Genomic DNA, 20,371 nt, shown 5'->3' with positions numbered 1-20,371 from the left:
TCGACAGCTATACACTCTTATCACTCTTTGTTAATCGTTTATTAAGATAATAAATATAAGGACGAAACCATGAACGATGTCATTCGTGACTTTTTCAAAATGGAATCAGCAGGTGGTATTCTTCTCGTAATTGCAGCGGCAATTGCGATGACCATTGCTAACTCACCGCTGGGCGAAACTTATCAATCTGTATTGCATACTTATGTATTCGGTATGTCAGTTTCTCACTGGATTAATGACGGCCTAATGGCTGTTTTCTTCTTACTTATTGGTCTTGAAGTGAAGCGAGAGCTACTTGAAGGAGCGCTAAAATCAAAAGAAACCGCAATTTTCCCTGCGATTGCAGCGGTTGGTGGTATGTTAGCCCCTGCTCTTATTTACGTTGCGTTTAATGCTAACGACCCAGAGGCGGTTTCTGGCTGGGCCATTCCAGCTGCGACGGATATTGCATTTGCTCTAGGTATCATGGCGCTACTAGGTAAGCGCGTACCAGTAAGCCTTAAAGTGTTTTTGTTAGCTCTCGCTATCATCGACGATTTAGGCGTGGTTGTTATTATTGCACTGTTTTACACAGGTGATCTTTCTAGCATGGCGCTGCTTGTTGGCTTCATCATGACTGGTGTCCTGTTCATGTTGAATGCGAAGGAAGTAACGAAACTGACACCATACATGATAGTCGGCGCGATCTTATGGTTTGCGGTACTTAAATCTGGTGTTCACGCAACACTTGCAGGCGTAGTGATCGGCTTTGCTATTCCTCTTAAGGGTAAACAGGGCGAACATTCCCCACTTAAGCACATGGAGCACGCACTTCATCCATACGTGGCATTTGGTATCTTACCTCTATTCGCATTTGCAAATGCGGGGATTTCGCTAGAAGGCGTATCGATGTCAGGCCTAACTTCAATGCTGCCATTAGGTATTGCTTTGGGGCTACTGGTTGGTAAGCCTCTAGGTATCTTCACCTTTAGTTGGGCAGCTGTGAAAATGGGTGTAGCTAAGCTACCGGAAGGCATTAACTTCAAGCATATCTTTGCGGTCTCTGTGTTGTGTGGTATCGGTTTTACAATGTCTATATTCATTTCCTCTTTAGCGTTTGGAAATGTAAGCCCTGAGTTTGATACCTATGCTCGACTAGGTATCTTAATGGGCTCGACGACAGCCGCGTTACTTGGCTACGCGTTACTGCACTTTTCTTTGCCTAAGAAAGCGCAAGCGTAAGATACACACTGTTTAGTAAAGCCTCCCATTCGGGAGGCTTTTTTATGTCTGCAGATTGGCACATCAACCACTTCAGGGTGGTTACTTTTGTGACCAACTAAGGTCTAGCTTATGGAGTTGGGGCAAATCATCGAAAGAGGCGCTTGGTAAATCTACAGGCGAAAAAAAGCCCAGCCGAAAATTTGACTGGGCGGATACAAACATAGGAGTTAATAAGAAAAAAGCAGCAACGTAACAATTAGATGGAAACAAGTTTGACGGCCAGTGAAACTTCAAATGCCCTAACTGTTACGTATATTCAGACCGAGCCTTTTCCAAACAGTTCCATTTTTTTTCAAAAAATTTCTACTTAATGCTTTCTAGCTTCTTACACACCCGAAAGTAATAGAAAAATCGAGATGGATTACCAACTTGGCGAAGTTACTAACTTCTGTGTTTCTCATTTTATCTCCCCTAGAACCGAAGATGTATTTCATTCTCTCGTCGCTCACTCCGAGCCGCCAAGGCTATTGTTAGCGTTTCAATTGCGCTGGACTGAGAAATTTGATCGTTTTCTTCTGACAAGCTTCACTGGAGTATTCGATTGAATTTCAAAAGATTAGATCACACCTTTTATTGTCTGGTCAGACCAGTTGGTTAAAGTGTGATGTTAATCATTTGTTAGTCTGAAGTTTCGGGAGTATATTTTCAAACAGTTGTTTAATACGAGTGATTAAAATGGCCCCGAGAACATCAACAAAAGAAAAAATACTCGATGTCGCAGAAGGACTCTTTGCTGAACATGGCTTTAATGATACTTCGCTAAGAACGATAACAGGTAAAGCTAACGTTAACTTAGCATCGGTAAACTATCACTTTGGCGATAAAAAAACGCTGGTTAGAGCGGTTTTAGATAGGTATTTAGAAGCACTAATGCCGAGCATTAAGACTTCATTAATTGAGTTAAACACGCGCGATAGCTACAACATGGACGATGTCTTTGAGTCATTGCGATTACCTTTACGTACATTAAATGATGTACGCCCAAATGGTACTGCGCTATTTATGTTGTTAATTGGCCGCGGTTATACAGACGTTCAAGGTCATCTACGTTGGTTCATTACCACCAGATACGAAGAGGTACTGAACCTTTTCACTTTCTCGATAATGAAGGCGAACCCGGAACTATGTGAAGAACAGTTGTTTTGGCGATTGCACTTCACGTTAGGAACCTGTGTATTTACGATGGCTTCAAGCCAGGCTCTTTCGGAGCTGGCAGAAAGTAAGTTTGAAAAGGAAGTCGATGTCAAATCTGTCGTCGATTTACTGATTCCATATTTGTCAGCAGGAATGTCAGCAAAGCAGTTGGCATAAGACAAATAAGAAAGTTAAACCAATAACAAGATTATACCCCGAGCGGTTACGTGAACAAAAGGATCTGAACTATGAGCTCTCTACGAAGAAAATGGATTAGTGACCCGGCTTTTAAAGTGTTCAAAAAAGTATTGCCACCTCTGTCTAGCACCGAGAAAGAGGCGATGGAAGCGGGTAGTGTATGGTGGGATGCCGAACTATTCTCAGGCAAGCCAAACTTCACAACATTGCATCATTATCCAACGCCTACACTGACGGCAGAAGAGCAGTCATTTATGGATAATGAGCTTGAAACCCTGCTAGAAATGCTTGATGACCAGAAGATTGTCAAAGAAGACAGGGATTTACCGCCTGAAGTATGGGAGTACCTACGTAAAGAGCGATTTTTCTCTTTGATCATCTCGAAAGCATATGGTGGTCGTGAATTTTCCGCTTTGGCGAACTCAACCATTGTTTCTCGTATTGCGACTCGAAGTATCAGTACCGCGGTATCGGTAATGGTACCGAACTCTCTTGGCCCTGGTGAGCTGCTATCGCACTATGGTACGCAAGAGCAAAAAGATTACTGGTTGCCTCGTTTAGCTGATGGTACAGACATCCCTTGTTTCGCCCTAACTGGCCCTGAAGCGGGTTCTGATGCAGGTGGCATACCTGATCAAGGCGTGGTTTGTTACGGCACCCATGAAGGCAAAGAAGTGCTTGGCGTGCGAGTTAGTTGGAATAAACGCTACATCACGCTTGCGCCAGTTGCGACAGTGCTCGGGTTAGCGTTTAAACTGCAGGATCCTGAAGGGCTACTTGGTGACAAGAAAGAGGTTGGCATTACATGTGCGTTGATTCCCGCTGACCATGAAGGTGTCGAGATAGGCGAGCGCCATGATCCTCTGGGGTCTGCGTTCATGAATGGCCCAACTCGTGGTGAAGATGTCTTCATCCCTATGGACTGGTTGATCGGTGGCGCTGATTACGCAGGTAAAGGTTGGCGTATGCTGGTTGAGTGTCTTTCTGCTGGTCGTGGTATCTCTCTTCCAGCGCTTGGCACAGCGATTGGTCACCTTACTACACGTACAACAGGTGCTTATGCTTACGTGCGTAAACAGTTTGGAATGTCGATCGGTAAGTTTGAAGGCGTCGCAGAAGCGATGGGGCGCATTGGTGGTCTTACTTACCTACTAGAAGCGACGCGTACGCTAACGACGACTTCTCTCGATATGAAAGAGAAACCTGGGATTGTAACCGCGATTGCCAAGTACCACATGACGGAAATCGCGCGTACCATTCTAAATGATTCGTTTGATATCCATGCGGGTCGTGCGATTCAAGATGGCCCAATGAATTATCTTGCTAAACATTACCTTGGTATCCCGGTTGCTATTACCGTTGAAGGCGCGAATATTCTGACTCGTAACCTGATGATTTTTGGTCAAGGTGCGACTCGATGTCACCCATATGTTCTAAAAGAAATGGAAGCCGCGGCGAATCCAGATTCTGAACAAGGTGCGAAAGAATTTGACAACTTACTCTTTAAACACATCAAGCACGCGCTCGGTAATACATTCGGTGCATTTGGTGCAGCACTAACTGGTTCTCGATTTGTTAACGCGCACATGAGTGGCCCAACCCAGCAATACTACAAAGACATTACTCGTCTCAGTCGTGCACTTGCAGTAAGTGCAGACTTTGCGATGTTAACCTTAGGTGGAGACTTGAAGCGTAAAGAAATGATCTCCGCACGTTTGGGTGATGGATTAAGCTATCTATATATGGCATCTGCTGCCTTGAAAAAGTATGAAGATGAAGGCCGTCAACAAGGCGATCTAGACTTCGTTCATTACGCTGTTCAACACTGTTTGTATAACGCTTCTAAGTCATTAAATGAGGCTTACACCAACTTCCCTGTGAAATACGTTGGCGGTGTGCTTAAGGGGCTATTGTTCCCGCTTGGTAATCATTTCAATAAGCCAAGTGATGAGCTGTGTGTGAATTTGGCTGAAGCGATGATGACGCCAGGCGCGCAACGTGATCGCCTCACGCATCTGTGCTACATCGGAAAATCAGAGGATGACAGCGTAGGCTTAATGGAGAATGCATTCCTTGCAATGTACGACATTAAACCTTTGGAGCGTAAACTTATGAAGGCAGCGAAGGATGGTAAAGTAGCTCGTAAAGGTCTGCTACATGATCGTTTGCAGCAAGCATTTGAAGCAGGCGTGTTAACTGAACAAGAGATTGATCAAATCATGGCTGCAGATAAATTGCGCTACAAGGCGATTCAAGTTGACCACTTTAGTCATGACTTTTCTGAAGTGCGAACTCATAGCCCAAAAAAGTCGCAGTTGAATCCGGCGGCATAATAGACAACTAATGTTAAGAAAAGCACCTCAATGAGGTGCTTTTTTGTATTCTTGGGGAGTGGATGGTGGGATAGTGCTCCAACCACTTGCCTTTTAAGAGCATTTTTACAGAAATTAGATGCGAAATCCCAACGAAACTTTTATCCTAACAAGGTTTTTTAAAGGAAGTTGAATATGATCATCAAACCTAGAATTCGTGGATTTATCTGTACTACAACGCACCCTGTTGGTTGTGAAGCTAACGTAAAAGAACAAATTGCGTACACCAAAGCGCAAGGTCCAATCAAAAACGCACCTAAGCGTGTTCTTGTTGTTGGTGCATCAAGTGGCTACGGTCTATCTTCTCGTATCGCTGCGGCATTTGGTGGCGGTGCATCAACTATCGGTGTTTTCTTCGAAAAAGAAGGTACTGAGAAGAAACCAGGTACAGCAGGTTTTTACAATGCCGCTGCTTTTGAAAAGCTAGCGCGTGAAGAAGGTCTGTACGCAAAAAGCTTAAACGGCGACGCTTTCTCAAATGAAGCGAAACAGAAAACTATCGAGCTGATCAAAGAAGACTTAGGTCAAATCGATATGGTGGTTTACTCACTGGCATCTCCAGTACGTAAAATGCCAGAAACTGGTGAATTAGTTCGTTCATCTCTTAAACCTATCGGTGAAACTTACACATCAACGGCTGTTGATACCAACAAAGATGTGATCATCGAAGCTAGCGTTGAGCCTGCAACAGAAGAAGAAATCAAAGACACTGTCACTGTAATGGGCGGTGAAGATTGGGAACTTTGGATCAATGCGTTGTCTGATGCTGGTGTTCTTGCTGAAGGTTGTAAGACCGTCGCGTACAGCTACATTGGTACTGAGCTAACTTGGCCAATTTATTGGGATGGTGCACTAGGTAAAGCAAAAATGGACCTAGACCGTGCAGCGAAAGCGCTAAACGACAAGTTAGCAGCAACAGGCGGCAGTGCCAATGTTGCGGTACTTAAATCTGTTGTAACTCAGGCGAGTTCTGCAATTCCTGTTATGCCACTGTATATCGCAATGGTATTCAAGAAAATGCGCGAAGAAGGTGTACACGAAGGCTGTATGGAACAAATTTACCGTATGTTCAGCCAACGTTTATACAAAGAAGACGGTAGCGCGGCAGAAGTTGATGAGATGAACCGCCTACGTCTGGATGACTGGGAACTTCGTGACGACATTCAGCAGCACTGTCGTGAGCTATGGCCTCAAATTACGACTGAGAACCTAAAAGAGCTGACTGACTACGTTGAGTACAAAGAAGAGTTCTTGAAACTATTTGGTTTCGGCGTTGAAGGCGTAGATTACGAAGCGGATGTGAATCCAGCAGTTGAAGCCGACTTCATTCAAATCTAATCGAATCACAGACTAGATAACCAATAAACAAAAGGCGCTCATTGAGCGCCTTTTTGTATTTCATAGTCAAAGTGAGTATTAACTTAGTATTATCAGTATCGTACCAGCTAGCGTCATTAAAATATTCGCAATCGCATAGGTACCCGCATAACCAAGGGCTGGGATGGTGGACTTAGCGTAGTCGTTAACGACATCCATAGCTGGAGCGCAAGTACGGGCGCCAATAATGGCACCGAAGAGCAGGGCACGGTTCATCTTGAGTACGTGTGCGCCAACTAAGTAAGCCAGAACCACAGGCACAACACTGACAATAAATGCCAAACCAATGACTTTTGGTCCTACTTGCGTTAGGTGCTCGAACATCTTTCCACCTGCACTTAGACCAATTCCCACCATAAAGAACATTAACCCTAGATCTTTGACCATATTCAGCGCCCCTTGTGGGACATAACCGAAAGTAGGGTGATTTGCTCGTAAGAAACCAAGCGTAATACCGGACAACAGAAGACCCACCGCATTACCCAAACTGAAAGACACCTGACCGAACGTCATTGTGATGAGGCCAAACAGAATACCCAAAATAAAGAAGCTACAAAAAGCGAGCAAATCGGCCATTTGACTGTGGATCGAGATGAAGCCGATTTTTTCCGCCAGTCCATGTACTCGGCTTTTCTCGCCGCTCACTTGAAGGACGTCACCTTTAGCGAGCACAATGTCTAAGTCCATAGGCATTTCAATCTGAGCGCGAACTACGCGGTTTAAGAAACAGCCAAACTCAGACAAATTCAAATCCGATAAACGCTTACCAGCGATAGCGTCACTTTTTACGACGATTTCTTCTTCAACGATGCGCAAATCAAGCAAGTTACGGTCGAATACTTCTTTACCATTACGGAAGCTAGGGTCTAAGCGAGCATGGCTGTCAGGGAAGCCAACCAGTGCAATTTCATCTCCCTCTTGCAAGATAGCATCACCATCTGGGTGGGCGAGAATACCATTGCGACGGATTCGTTCAATGTAACAGCCAGTTTGACGATAAATACCCAGTTCTCGCAAGTTTTTACCATCAGTCCAGTCAATTAGCTCTGGGCCCACTCGGTAAGCTCGAATAATGGGTAAATACACTTTTCTCTGGCTTGAATTTCCAAGGCCACGTTCTTGTGCGATTTGCTGCGCGGAATCAGAAAGGTTTTGTTTTTGCAGTTTTGGCAACAATTTAGCAAACATGATCATGCTAATTAAGCCGACCAGATAAGCCATCGCGTAGCCTACGGATAGATTTTCTAATACCAGAGAAAATTCCATATTCCGCGGTATAGTCGCAAGGCCAGAGTTAAGAGCATCTTGTGCACCAACCAGTACTGGCGTTGCGGTCAATGCGCCTGCCATCATACCGGCGGATAAGCCAAAATCGAGGCCGAAATAGTGACTCAAGCCATACGTTAAGCTGACCGCAGACACGAGAACGGTCATGCTTAAAATAAAATAATGCTTACCATCTCTGAAGAATATACCAAAAAAGTTTGGTCCAGCTTCAATGCCAACGCAGTAGATAAACAGCATAAAGCCAATGGTTAAAGCTTCTGCATTAAATGAGAAACCAAGGTGGCCCATTACCAAAGAGGTAATAAGAACGCCAATAGAGTTGCCTAGTTGTAATTTGCCAAATCGAATTTTTCCGATGGCAAGGCCAATGGCTAATACGACGAAGATTAGAAGGATAGGGTTTTGCTCGAGAAGGTATACGACGTCTATGTTCACTGTGTGGCTCGGTAGAGTGTGTGCCAAAAAAGATTAAGAACTGTGAATTGTAACTAAATATAGCAAAAAGATAAGTGAATTTTTTTAGGTTTTACCATTAGTTGACTTAACGTAATAACCAGCTGAAAAATAATAAAAAAGCCGCATGAAGCGGCTTTTTTGAAAACAGTCTTTATTACTCGTCAAATAGACCTAGGTGCTCTTTCGCGTATGCTTCGAACTCGTCGCAGCCACCGATGTGCTCTTGGTCGATAAAGATCTGAGGAACGGTTTCAACTGGTTTACCAACTGTTTTCTCAAGATCTGCTTTAGAAATACCTTCAGCGTGAATATCAACGTAACGGTAGTTGAAGTCATCACGTTTTGCTTTTAGCGTTTCTGCGTGCTCTTTTGCACGAACACAGAAAGGACATGCAGGGCGACCAAAGATAACAACGAACATAATCTTATTTCTCCTAAATCTATTCTTTTTTGAAAGCGTACAAAACATAGCGGCTGAGTGCGCTTTCTTTTGTTGGAGTAACTATGCCCGATCCAGATACGGAAATAAAGCGGCAATTACCTCTTGGTTCTATAGGTGAAATCTATCGAATAAAAACTAAACGCGTGTTCTTATTTTACGGCTCTGAAGTATGTGAAGTGACGCATAAAAAACATACATTCTAAAGGGTTAATGATGGCAAGGTGGAATTGGTCAATTTTTTTTGTTTAAAAAAATAGCAATCTATTTTGGCTATACGCAAATAACTTCAACTCTAACATAAGTGTTAAATCAGAGGGCGAGAGGTTATTTGGGGATATTCTTTTGGGAGGGTGTGCATGTTTCAGTTTATGACTGCAACAAGGATTATATTTGGTGAAGGTGCACTTCAATCTTCATTATCCGTTATTAACCAATTTGGCTACAGTGTTTTGCTGGTCACTGGGCAGGATACCCAACGAGCCGCCCCCATTATCCAATATCTTAAAGCTCAAAATATGCGTTACCAGCACGTAGCTATCGTTGGTGAACCATACATCACGATGGTAGAAGAGACCGCAGTGCTCGGTAGAAAATTCCAACCTGATATGGTGGTTGCGATAGGTGGTGGCAGCGTCATCGATATGGGCAAAGCCTTAGCTGCCATTATTCCCAATCAAGGCAATGTTTACGATTACGTAGAAGTGGTAGGAAGAAGCGTCCCTTTAAAAGCAAAGCCTCTTCATTTTATTGCAATTCCTACGACAGCAAGCACCGGTTCAGAAGTGACCAGAAATGCTGTGCTGAAATCTGGACAAGATAAAGTGAAAGTGAGTCTTCGAAGCCCTGATATGCTCGCAGACGTTGCCATTGTAGACCCGACACTTACTTACGGGACCGACCAATACACATCTGGACGTGGCGCAATGGATGCGTTCACTCATTTAATGGAAGCGTATGTGTGTGGTGAGCCAAACCCTCTTACTGATATGGTCTGCGAAGAGGGGCTACGCCGTTTAAGCCGTTCAGTGATTGCCGCTTGTAAGCAAGATAATCATAAGGCGCGCTCTGATTTATCGTTCGCTGCATTGCTTGGTGGTATGGCGATTACTAATGCCAAATTAGGTGCCGCTCATGGGTTAGCATCGGCGTTAGGAGGCAAGTTAGACGCCCCCCATAGCGTTATTACGGCTCGCCTAGCTCCGCACGTGATGCAGGAGAACATTAACGCCGCTAAACTCGCGGGTAGGAATGATGTGATAAGTCGTTATCGCAAGCTGGCCCAATTAGTTACTGAGCGAGTAAATGCTAACGAACACGATGGAATTCTTTGGGTAAATATGGTGCTAGATAAGTTAGCGTTACCGCTACTGGCTCAATTTGGAGTATGCCAAACCTCTTTTGAGCAAGTGGCGAATGATGCGCTTAAATCAATGGCAATCAAAGGGAATCCTTTACCTCTTAATCAGGAACGTTTGATACACATATTGCAGCAAGTCTGTGATTGTAGCGGAGAGTGCGCAGCTGAGAGTGCACAACATGTCAGTTCTGTTGAAGTACTGGAATCAAGAACGGACTTATCGAGTGTCAACGACTTAGGGTGATTGCTCCCTTAGCAGCATTAAAACAAAAGGGGAGCCTTGAGCTCCCCTAGATAAAGTATTGACTAAGCTTTAGTGCTTAGTACTGGCTTAGTTTGTCATAGCGACTGTCTTTCAACGCATCTTTTACGCGTTTTAGGTTCTCACGGAAACCTGTACCACGGCGAAGAGTGAAGCCAGTTGCTAGCACATCAATCACTGTCATTTGTACAACTCGGCTTGCCATTGGCATGTAAACGTCGGTATCTTCTGGAATATCGAGCGTGATGGCCAGCGAGCTTGCCTTTTCTAGAGGAGAATCCTTCGCTGTAATCGCAATAACCGTTGCGCCATTTTCACGAGCAAGGTTCGCTATTTCTACCTGACTCTTTGTTCGACCGGTATGAGAAATAAGAACCACAACATCATTATCACTGCAGTTGATACAACTCATGCGCTGCATAACAATATCTTCAAAACAAGTAATTGGAATATTAAAGCGAATAAACTTGTTTTGTGCGTCTCGGGCAACAGAAGATGATGCACCAAGGCCAAAGAATGAAATGCGCTTCGCTTGCGTTAGCAAATCGACCGCACGGTTCACTTGCATTGGATCTAGGCTATTTTTCGCGACATCTAAACACGCCATCGTCGATTCGAAAATCTTATGGGTGTACGCGTCTGGGCCATCGTCTTCTTCCACATTACGGTTAACGTAAGGGGTGCCGTTGGCTAGGCTCTGTGCCAAGTGAAGCTTAAAATCTGGAAAGCCCTTGGTGTCCAGACGACGACAGAAGCGGTTTACAGTGGGCTCACTAACGTCGGCCATTTTAGCCAGCGTTGCAATGCTTGAATGAATTGCAGTTTGTGGAGACGCCATAATTACTTCCGCAACTTTGCGCTCTGACTTACTGAAATTCTCCAGGTTTTTTTGAATTTTTTCTAATGTATTCATAGTGTTCACGAGGGTATAGAGAACAACTCGCTGGCTCTGCTAACGAAAGGAAACACGAAGATTCCGGAGTAGAGTGGGGCGTTAACGAAAACAACCAGCGCCATAGAATCAGTATAAACCTGATCTTCAATCAGTCTAAACCAATAACGGGTACTATTTAGTGAGAATTTGACAGGCCTCAAACAAAATGTTGTAAAAACTACAGAATTGGATGTGTAAACGAAGTTTTGTTGCGCTAGTCGCGCGATAATGATGTTTGAGTTACATCAAAACGAAAAAAAATTTCAAATTGATGTAACTCGATCTTGCTGTTAAGACGATTGAATATCAACAACCAGCTGTTGAATTCTTTTCATCAAATTTGGTGCTTGCTTGGCGATTTCGCGTTGTTCATCAAGCACTGAGCTCAAAATTTCTTTTGTGGTCAGTGGATTTGCCAAAACCACTCGAAACACTATCGTATTCATGCGTTGCCATTGGTCTGGGTTCAGTCTTGTACGTGAAACGAACGATTTGCCCGTTTCGCGCTGACGCTTTTGAATAAACTGTGTTAACTCATTGATCAGTTCATTCAGTTGTTCTTTTTGTGAGCCTTCTGCTTGTGCTAATGCTTCACGGATGAATGGCGGCAAATAACGGTATGTGAGCAGACAAAGCTCTGGTTCAGAAACTAACTCGAAATCATCTTGCTGTTTGATTAAATCCGCAAAGTATCGAGCTTTTTCAATGCTTTGGTCAATCAGAAGCTCGTAACCTGGGCGACTTATGATGTGCATTGCGGCGTAGACCAACATCGCCATCCCCGAACGTGAACCTTCTAATGTATGGCTGCCTAGGTCTTTTGAACCTTTGCGCAATATATATTGAGCGTGATGCTCTATGGATTTCATTGCGTCAGGGTCTTTGAACAGAACCATACCAGCGCCCATCGGGATGTAGAGCTGCTTGTGCGCATCAATAGTTACTGAGTCTGCCATTTCCACACCTTTAAGAAGGTGACGGTGATGGTTAGACATAAGTGTTGCGCCACCCCATGCGGCATCCACATGGAAGTGACAGCTGTGAGCTTGGCAGACTTCAGCGATTTCAGGCAATGGATCAACATTACCTGTCTCTGTTGTCCCAGCCACACCAATAACAGCAATAGGCTTGATATTTTGTTTTTCGAGCTCAACAATTTTCGCTTTCAGGTCGTTGACAATAATACGGTTGTTGGCATCGGTTTTAACCGCAACCAAGCCCTCTTGGCCTAGCCCTAATACATCGGCTGCTTTCTTAAGGGAGTAGTGACCACGCTCAGACACTAGCACCGCTAAGCCATCATAGCCATAGTGCTTCATGGCTTTAAAAAGGCCTTCCTTTTCAACGCCTTTAAATGAGCCATTGGCTCTTAACGCTTTGTTACGTGCTACCCAAAGCGCAGTGATATTGGCAATGGTGCCGCCGGAACAAAATGCGCCTAATGAGTGGTTTGCACTGTGCATCCACTGATTGTAAAACGTATCATTCTGACCATATATCAAGCGATGCAGCATACCCAAAACTTGACGCTCAAGTGGCGTAAAGGCTTTGGAAGTCTCTATTTTTACCAGGTTTTGGTTTAAGGCGATCATGATCTTTGACAGTGGCATCAAGAAATAAGGCAGTGCCGATGTCATATGACCAATGAAGCTTGGTGAAGATGTGTGAACTGAGTGCGACACCAAAGTGTCGAGTAAGTGCTCTGTATGATCTGACACGAACTCTGGCTGCTCAGGAATCTGAGCAGAAGAAAAGTCTTTTTCGATTTCGCGTAAAGGCTTTTCTTCTGCCACGATGTGTTCACGAAGAAATTGATTTAGATTTCGCGAGAGGCTCTCGTCAATTTTAGTTAACGTTGAGTCCGGACCTTCTGGGACAGTGAAGATCTTTAGCAAGCTCTCAAAGCTAACATCAGCGGTTTTTTGTTCCTTAACCATAGCAAAGAATCTTTGTAGTTATTTTGGTAATGCGAGCGGCACAATCTAAACTAAAACGGGCGCAAAGTCCCGTTTTAATTGTTGAAACCCAAGTTGTAGAAATGAAAATTTTAGGTGAAGGTTACGATATTCACATTAAAAAATTCTAGATTGAGTACGTTAAAACACTCTGATGTTATCGAATGCTAATCAACGACTAATGCGAGCAATCTTAGTCACATTTCTGCTTTTCAATCTTTTCTATTGACTGATTGTACTTATTAAGTGCGGTATCAATTTGTTGGGGATGACTAAGCAGATCAGCGAATGCTGAACGAAGCTCGTAGTTTTTTGGATGGTTAGTTGATTGACGGTCGCTAAATGTCTGTTTTGCAACTTCACCTAACTTATCGCTTCGGGTCGCTAACTGCTTAACGTCATGTTGCTCTAGTTTTAACCATGCTTCGATTGGCTGTTCCGTCGCAACGCGGCTAGGGTCGTTCTCTAGAAAGTAGTGAACCGCTTCGCGGTTTAATTCAAAGTGATGTTTACGTCCATCCAAGAACCATTGGCTAACTTCTTTCAGATCTGGATATTGGGTAACCGTCAAATCAACAAGATCTTGATACCACTGTAGTGAGGCATCGACGTAGCCATCATATTTGCTAGCAAGACATTGTTGATCTGCGGCAAGCGTAAAAGTTGAGCTTGTAGCGAGGAGCGCTGCAACGACAAAGCGTTTCATTCTTCTTCCTTCTGGTTGTTATCCCTTTATTAACGCAATGCACATCAGTTGATGTTTCTCCCTTCTTTCTATTTGGTCGTGACAAATCGTTGGGCTGAATGACGAAAAGAAAGAGGGGTCTTGCCAAAAAATATTGACCACTTTGACGTTAACTGGGTATTTAAATTTTTGCCGTATTGTAATGGATGTTAAAGCGAAAACCTGAGATCTAGCTAGCAAGTGATACAAAGAAAAGCATCATAACTGGTACCAATAAACTCAAAATAAAGCCGCTAACGATAGCAACAGGAACACAACGCACACCACCGGTGGTTTGAATAACGGGTAGGGTGAAGTCCATTGCTGTTGCACCGGCATAACCAATTGCGGTGCACGGATAGCTACGAATAAAGAGAGGAATGGCAACCAGTGCGACTAGCTCTCTCATCAATTCAATCAAGAACGACGCGCCACCAAATACCGGACCAAAAGCGTCACCCATTAAAATACCTGCGAGTGAATACCAGCCAAAACCTGAAGCCATTGCGAGTGCTTGATAAAGAGGAAGATCCAAAAGCACCGCTGCAAGAACGCCACCAAGCATACATGTTGCGATGACAACAGCCGCAATGGCCATTCCTTGTTTATTTAATAGGATTTGACGCAGAGTAAGTCCACTATTGCGCAGCTGAATACCAATAAAAAATAGAAGTAGAAAGAGTATCCATTCGCTTGCTGTATCTACCCAACTCAAATCAATGGGTAACAGCAGGCCAACCACTAACCCGCCGCCAACGACCACGATAAGCTTAACAGACTCTAAAGCCATCGAAGATAACGGTAGCTTCTTTTGATTTTGATTGGTCTGGAGTGGGATAATTTTATCAATAATAGGCAGAGCCAACAGGTTGCAGGCACTTAGACACAAAAAAAACGTACTCGCATAGAGGAGAATACTTTGTAAGTTGCTGCTTAAATTATCGAGCGCCGCTAAGCTAAGACCCATCAACGACAAAATGACGTAAATAAGGTAGGACGTTGACTGATTGATCTTCTCCAATAACGAAGATCGAGATATAGGAATTAGATACCCCACCACAAGCGGAGCGAAAATAAATAGCATCCCTGAAAACATAAAGCTCAATGATTCCTTTTTGAGATAACATCAACACGCATAAATCAAATTATCTATCGGTTGAAATTAAAGACATTTCACCACCCACAGCTCAGCCTTGAGCGAATCGTTTTATCGCGGATAAAGTATTATCAGAAAGCGATAAATTACAAACCGCTAGCATTGAGTACAGCACGGATTTGATCATTGAAGTCAGTATCACTCATGTTACTAAGTTCATACAAGACTTCTGCACCAGTTACGTTGAATTCAACTTCATGTTCGTCAATGCGTTCATCGTGATTGCGGAACATCAATAAATGATGCGCAATTCTAGCGATGTCGAGATAACTCACTTCTGGTCGCGTTAACTCGTATTTTTCATTTGAGGATACTTCTCTGAAGTCGTTGTCAAACCCCCAACGCTCAAGTACCAGTTTACTTGTGGCAGAACAACGTGTTTGGAAGATCTGCAATGCAATATCTGGGTCTAAGTAATTGCCCCTATCTAAGTACAAGTGGTACTCATTAATTAGGCAAAATAACCCTATATCGGCTAATAGACCGACCAATAACGCCTTTTCTTGCTCTAGATGACCATAAGTGCCTGGCTCGTGGCTACGAAACGATTGAACCAACATCACCATGACGGCACCGAGCTCACGAGATATCGCTGCACTCTTCACCAAGATGGCATTGCATTCTTTAGTGAGATTAACTGAGTGTTTAAGTTGCTCGATCGCTTGTGCGGTAACAATATCACGTACACGAAGTATTCCGAGACGAGATACCGCTGTAGTTAAGTCGTTGCAGGTGATATTTCTGCGATTGAAAATCACCGAGTTAGCGACTCGTAAAACGACCGCTGCTAATCCGGGATCTTCCAATAAACAGGTAGCAACATCGGCAATCGTGGTGTGTTCTTCGACACATAACTGCTGAATTTTAAGCACGACATCAGGAATAGGAGGTAACGAAATCTTACCCGTGGCGATGGACTGTTCTACCAGCTGAGCAAACTCGGATTCCAGTGCGTTTATAAGCTTATCTTTATTATTTGGCAGCCAAAAAAATGATAAATGTTCCATTGTGACGCTGTACTTGAGATCTTTCGTACAGTGTACCCTTACAGCGTATTCTTTATCAATTAAATGCGTATTATGTGCCCGTAATTGCCAGCGAGATCATAATGATGGCGCGTTTTAGGCATGCTATGCGTCAAAAAAATATCACCACACAAACAATAAGTGTGAAACTAATCACGTATGCAGAATTTATACTTTTTTATATGTGACCTATGTCCTAACTTATTTTTCAACGTTAAGTATGATTAAGCAAGTTGGTGAGCACAACTCACAAAAATATCGCCAACAAATCGACATTTATAATTCGCTATAAGCTGCTGTTTATCTGGTGACATCGCTAATCGGGGTAATTTATTCAGATTAAAGAGGTCAATGGACATGACAGACCAAGCTTTTTTTAAATATGTACGCACCTTCAGTGAGTACCAAAAACGTTCTATGTTCGGTGGTATTGGTTTATTCACCGATGATGCTATGTTTGCGCTTGTCAGCAATGATTGCTGCTACTTACGTGGTGGTAATGGACTAGATGAAGTGTTTACTCAACTGAGCTGTGAGAAGTATAAGCACGTCAAAAAACAGACGACGGCAACCGTAAATTATTATGATGTAACCGATTTATTCGAATCCGGATATGTAGGGCTTGATGAACTGGTACAGAAATCAATTGAATACTCAATTAAGGAACGGAAATATCAAAAGTCCTCTGCCAGTAGACGCTTAAGAGACTTACCCAACATGCAACTAACCCTTGAACGTATGGTCAAGAAAGCCGGTGTTGATGACGTAGAAACTTTTTTAGAACTTGGACCTGTAAAAGTCTTCAACAAAGTTAAAACGGCTTACGGTAATGACGTTGATGTAAAGCTACTGTGGAAATTTGCTGGTGCAACTGATGGCGTACATTGGAAACTGATCCAAGAGCCGCGTAAAAAACAGTTATTGGCACTGTGTGACTAAGCGAAGCTGATCGCACAATGATTGACTCGTTTCGATGGAGTTAGCGGGTCGTAAAGGCAAGTGTGAAAAGCGGAAAAAGGACGTTGAAGTTTTTTACCACTTCATTGAGTTAGTCATTAAATTAGACAAAAAACCGAGGCAGAGACCTCGGTTTTTGTTTTTTTAATTTGCTCTTTTCTTACAGCACAAATCTTAAAACTTAAAACGCGTAGTGAACATTACCTGATCACCGTAAAAATCGTTGATACGTGCTTCAGCACCCAAAGAGAAAAGCTCTGTTGAGTGGAATCGAGCGTAGGCAGAGCCAGTCCAATCGTCATCGTTATCGATAGAAACGTAGCCGACTTTGCCGCCTACTTCTAATTGAGGGCCCAACCATTGGCGAACACCTAAGTTAAGCTCCATACCAACATCTGTGCTGCTCTCATTCGAAGGTTGCACAACGCGCATTAGCATTTCACCAGTAAGATCTGCCCAGTTGTTTAGCGGAGAATGGAAGCCAAAGCCTGCAGCTGAATCAAAATCACTTTCAAACTCAGAGTCAATACGAGCAATAACATGCGCGTTCGGGTGAATTGATTTGCTGAATCCAGCACCAAATGTCACAGGACTTGCGCCAATACGTGCTTCGAAATAGTCGTAGCTAAAGTTGCTCATAGTTGCTGGCGCATTGCGATCGTTTGCAGCTAGGGCATGGCTTGATGCCACTAGTAAGGCAGCGGCTAATAGTGTTTTACGCATAACTAACGATAAACCTTGTTCATTATTTCCATGGATTCAAGCAACCACTTGAACCGTAATCTGATTTGTCCGACATCATAATAAAAAGGAAGGTCCACGACCAACAAAAATGTGTCGATGTTTTGTCAATTAACTTAATAGTTCCTTGGTTTAAGCAAAAACTACGCCATATACGTAGTGTCCGAGAATTTCACTCGGACAAGTAACGATGTTTTTCTAACCTCATTCGACTATGCGAGGTTAGGTGGTGCAATGAGCATCGTTGAGTTCAAGTTAGAACCAAACACTTTATTACTCGCCAAAGCTTGCTCTTCTATCTGCCATGGCGTTGAGGATTGCCTCAGAATCAAGGATTTGAGTCCAGGATAGCAGGTTATCATCATTCTCAATCACAAACGCGGTAAGCTGAGACACGATTGCTTTTCTCAATGCTTCGCCTTTCCAAGGTTTGGCAATGTAATAATCGAGACTCGCGTTATTTACGGCTTCTACGGTGTCTTCCAAACCAGCTTGTCCTGTGAGTAAAACTTTCCGCGCTGCTTTTGTGTCACCATTTTGACTGAGTTCGATTAAGAAGCTGATCCCAGTTTGTTCCGGCATAATGTGGTCACATAAAATGAGAGCAAGCTGAACTTCTTCTTCCGCCATCTCCTCAATCACTTGTCGTGCTTCAGTCACTGATTCCGCTCCTTCGACAACAAAGTTCTCCTCGAAGGGAGCAAGATCTTGGAGCACGCTATCCAAGACTTCTCGTTCGTCATCGACACATAAAATTAGATACTTGGTCATGTTTCATCTCCTTCTTCGATGACTGGTAACCAGACGGTCATTCGTGTGAACTGGCCGATCTCTGATTCGACGTCAATCCACCCTCTGTGTGCTGTTACGATTTGCTGGCAGATGGACAGCCCGATGCCTAAGCCAAAATTACCTTCTTTTTTTGTGGTGAAGTTTAGCTCGAAAATGGCGTCTCTTTGCGACTCAGGAATGCCACATCCATTATCTTCAAATGAGATAACGGCATAATTTGTGTGCTCTTTTTCTACAAGGCGTGTTTGTATGTTTAACACCCCTTTTTCTGGAAATGCGTCAATGGCGTTAGAGACCAAATTCGTCCACACCTGTTGGAGTGCGATCGGTTGACAAAGGATAGAAGGCAAGTTTGCATAGTCGGTTGAAATTTGGTGCATTTTTAATTTGTTCTCGAAAATCACCAAGGTGTCTTCAATGCCCTCATGAATATCGGCATAGTGCAGGGTCTCATCATCTGACCGAGCATATCCTTTCAGGCTTTTTACCATATCAGCAATTCGTGCTGCACAGACATTAATTGAGCGAAGTGTAGAACCTGCTTTGTGGTATTGCTCTAGTGTATTGAGAGCATGATAAGACGCTTGCTGCTTTCTCGTTAGTTGGGTAAGTAGCTCTTGATCGGACTCTAATCCAAGGCTCACCACTTTTTTTGCCAATGCTCGGTCTGGAAGAGTATGGCTAAGCGCTTTTACGCGTGATCTGAGCTCGGCGGTTGAAGCGGGTTTTGAGGTTTGCGCTTTGCTCAGTAATTCAATGCCTTTGGTTTGTATATCGGAACTTGGCGCATCGTTAAGTAATCGTTCTAGCGTATGCGTTAAATTCTCTACGCCCCTCAATATCGCGGCTACTGGATTGTTTAGTTCGTGGGCCACTCCCGCAACCAATTGACCAAGCATCGCCATTTTTTCTCTTTCAATGAGCTGCTGGTGGGCTGATTCTAAAGATTCGAGCGTTTTTTGAAGTTGCAGTTTGGTGTTGATGCTTCTTTGCAATCGGCGGTTGAAGTGGCGTAAAAGCAAGTTTGTAAAAAGAGGCAGTAAGTTTGAGTCGCTTTGCATCACTTTATTGAATACGTTGCGATCGAGTTTGATAACTTCTGTTTTGGTTAGTGTTAGAGCTGTCGAGAAAGAACATTCCCCAGTAACAAACGACATGCCTCCGACAATATTCCCTTTGTTATGGCGTACAACCTCTCGCTGCATGCCTTGCTCATCGCGCTTGTACAGAGCCACTTCACCTTCGGTGATAAACCACAAAAAGCAATTTGGCTCGCCTTCCACGGTTAATAAGTGTTCAGGTGAGTATGTACGGCACGCTCTTGTTTCGTCATTATCTTTGAAAAATTGCTGGAGAGCGGAGATCACTTGCTCGGCTAACTCGGCATCAGACATCGAGTGGTAGTCGTGTAAGAATCCGGCTTGATAATGGCTCATCTGGTTATTGATGTGCGCTCGCAACAAGCTGTGATGATCCAATATCTGACTGTAACTTAGCAGGTCTTCTTTGCCATTTCGCAAGATAAATTGGGTCAGCTCTTTTTGCACTGTGTTAAATAAGACGTGATCTGGCAAAGGTTTAGTGAGGCAGTGGTCGAGCCTGCCCTCATTAACGGCAGTGAGAATTGCCTCTATATCAGACGAGCAGCTAATAAGAATTTTTCTTGCTTGCTCGGTATGTGGCATCCGGTCTAAACCAATAAGAAAATCCACGCCGTTAAAATGAGCGTGATGGCTCGCTATAACTAAAGCAACAGTCTGTTCTCTTTCTTCTAGATACTCTAAAGCGCTTTGAGCCTCTTCTATCGATTCGACAGAAAAAATATCAAACTTACTTGAGAAGGCAGACAGCTCCAATCGAAACTGTTCAGCACTGATTGGGTTGTTGTCGAGACACAACACAGCATAACGATTCACAGATGTTTTAGCTCCGGTTAAAA

General features: G+C 43.6%; 16 protein-coding genes. 6 read left to right on the top strand and 10 right to left on the bottom strand.

Annotation, left to right across the window (positions count from 1 at the left end; translation table 11 throughout):
• The first annotated feature begins 69 nt into the window (after window positions 1-69).
• The 4 genes from nhaA (at window position 70) to fabV (ending at window position 6,305) form a co-directional block, all read left to right on the top strand.
• On the top strand, window positions 70-1,221 hold the full coding sequence (nhaA, locus tag R7Q46_RS05610) for a Na+/H+ antiporter NhaA (protein WP_005378034.1): 1,152 nt from the start codon (window positions 70-72) through the stop codon (window positions 1,219-1,221).
• Between the two features lie 717 nt (window positions 1,222-1,938).
• Window positions 1,939-2,574, top strand: coding sequence for a TetR/AcrR family transcriptional regulator (locus tag R7Q46_RS05605; protein WP_005378033.1), 636 nt, complete (start codon window positions 1,939-1,941; stop codon window positions 2,572-2,574).
• Between the two features lie 71 nt (window positions 2,575-2,645).
• A complete protein-coding gene (locus R7Q46_RS05600; protein ID WP_017634878.1) occupies window positions 2,646-4,928 on the top strand; it encodes an acyl-CoA dehydrogenase in 2,283 nt (760 codons plus the stop codon).
• A 174-nt stretch (window positions 4,929-5,102) separates the two neighbouring features.
• Window positions 5,103-6,305, top strand: coding sequence for an enoyl-ACP reductase FabV (fabV, locus tag R7Q46_RS05595; RefSeq protein ID WP_005388648.1), 1,203 nt, complete (start codon window positions 5,103-5,105; stop codon window positions 6,303-6,305).
• A gap of 78 nt (window positions 6,306-6,383) precedes the next feature.
• Here the strand turns inward: fabV and R7Q46_RS05590 are convergent, their stop codons facing one another.
• Together R7Q46_RS05590 and R7Q46_RS05585 are read right to left on the bottom strand one after the other, a co-directional pair.
• A complete protein-coding gene (locus R7Q46_RS05590; protein ID WP_005378028.1) occupies window positions 6,384-8,066 on the bottom strand; it encodes an aspartate:alanine antiporter in 1,683 nt (560 codons plus the stop codon).
• 175 nt (window positions 8,067-8,241) lie between these two features.
• The gene (locus R7Q46_RS05585; RefSeq protein WP_005378026.1) at window positions 8,242-8,508 is read right to left on the bottom strand and encodes a GrxA family glutaredoxin; all 267 of its coding nucleotides are present in this window, start codon (window positions 8,506-8,508) and stop codon (window positions 8,242-8,244) included.
• Window positions 8,509-8,885: 377 nt separating this feature from the next.
• On the opposite strand from R7Q46_RS05585, the gene R7Q46_RS05580 reads away from it, so the two are divergent.
• Window positions 8,886-10,130 (top strand): iron-containing alcohol dehydrogenase, encoded by a 1,245-nt coding sequence (locus R7Q46_RS05580; protein ID WP_017820842.1) that lies wholly within the window; start codon window positions 8,886-8,888, stop codon window positions 10,128-10,130.
• Between the two features lie 76 nt (window positions 10,131-10,206).
• Here the strand turns inward: R7Q46_RS05580 and R7Q46_RS05575 are convergent, their stop codons facing one another.
• The 5 genes from R7Q46_RS05575 to R7Q46_RS05555 all read right to left on the bottom strand — a co-directional run bounded on the left by R7Q46_RS05575 (window position 10,207) and on the right by R7Q46_RS05555 (window position 15,924).
• Entirely contained in the window at window positions 10,207-11,061 is an 855-nt protein-coding gene (locus tag R7Q46_RS05575; protein WP_005378021.1) for a MurR/RpiR family transcriptional regulator, read from the bottom strand.
• A gap of 311 nt (window positions 11,062-11,372) precedes the next feature.
• Entirely contained in the window at window positions 11,373-13,019 is a 1,647-nt protein-coding gene (gene panP, locus R7Q46_RS05570; protein ID WP_025766849.1) for a pyridoxal-dependent aspartate 1-decarboxylase PanP, read from the bottom strand.
• A gap of 211 nt (window positions 13,020-13,230) precedes the next feature.
• Window positions 13,231-13,743 carry a hypothetical protein gene (locus tag R7Q46_RS05565; protein WP_017634875.1) on the bottom strand — a complete coding sequence of 171 codons (513 nt, stop codon included), beginning with the start codon at window positions 13,741-13,743 and terminating at the stop codon, window positions 13,231-13,233.
• Window positions 13,744-13,951: 208 nt separating this feature from the next.
• On the bottom strand, window positions 13,952-14,857 hold the full coding sequence (locus R7Q46_RS05560; RefSeq protein WP_005378011.1) for a lysine exporter LysO family protein: 906 nt from the start codon (window positions 14,855-14,857) through the stop codon (window positions 13,952-13,954).
• Window positions 14,858-15,003: 146 nt separating this feature from the next.
• Entirely contained in the window at window positions 15,004-15,924 is a 921-nt protein-coding gene (locus tag R7Q46_RS05555) for an HDOD domain-containing protein (protein ID WP_213966543.1), read from the bottom strand.
• Between the two features lie 369 nt (window positions 15,925-16,293).
• On the opposite strand from R7Q46_RS05555, the gene R7Q46_RS05550 reads away from it, so the two are divergent.
• Window positions 16,294-16,881 carry a TfoX/Sxy family DNA transformation protein gene (locus R7Q46_RS05550; protein ID WP_005378007.1) on the top strand — a complete coding sequence of 196 codons (588 nt, stop codon included), beginning with the start codon at window positions 16,294-16,296 and terminating at the stop codon, window positions 16,879-16,881.
• Between the two features lie 192 nt (window positions 16,882-17,073).
• Here R7Q46_RS05550 and R7Q46_RS05545 read toward each other — a convergent pair whose 3' ends face one another.
• From R7Q46_RS05545 to R7Q46_RS05535, 3 genes are all read right to left on the bottom strand, one after another.
• Window positions 17,074-17,622, bottom strand: a complete 549-nt coding sequence (locus tag R7Q46_RS05545; protein ID WP_005378006.1) for a hypothetical protein — start codon at window positions 17,620-17,622, stop codon at window positions 17,074-17,076.
• A 291-nt stretch (window positions 17,623-17,913) separates the two neighbouring features.
• A complete protein-coding gene (locus R7Q46_RS05540; RefSeq protein WP_017820839.1) occupies window positions 17,914-18,411 on the bottom strand; it encodes a response regulator in 498 nt (165 codons plus the stop codon).
• A complete protein-coding gene (locus R7Q46_RS05535; protein WP_171344756.1) occupies window positions 18,408-20,348 on the bottom strand; it encodes an ATP-binding protein in 1,941 nt (646 codons plus the stop codon). The genes R7Q46_RS05540 and R7Q46_RS05535 overlap by 4 nt, the downstream gene beginning before the upstream one ends.
• Window positions 20,349-20,371 lie beyond the last annotated feature (23 nt).

The sequence above is a fragment of the Vibrio sp. 811 genome (assembly GCF_033339195.1).
The sequence above is the reverse complement of the archived record's forward strand: the minus strand, read 5'-3'. Positions and strand labels throughout refer to the sequence as shown.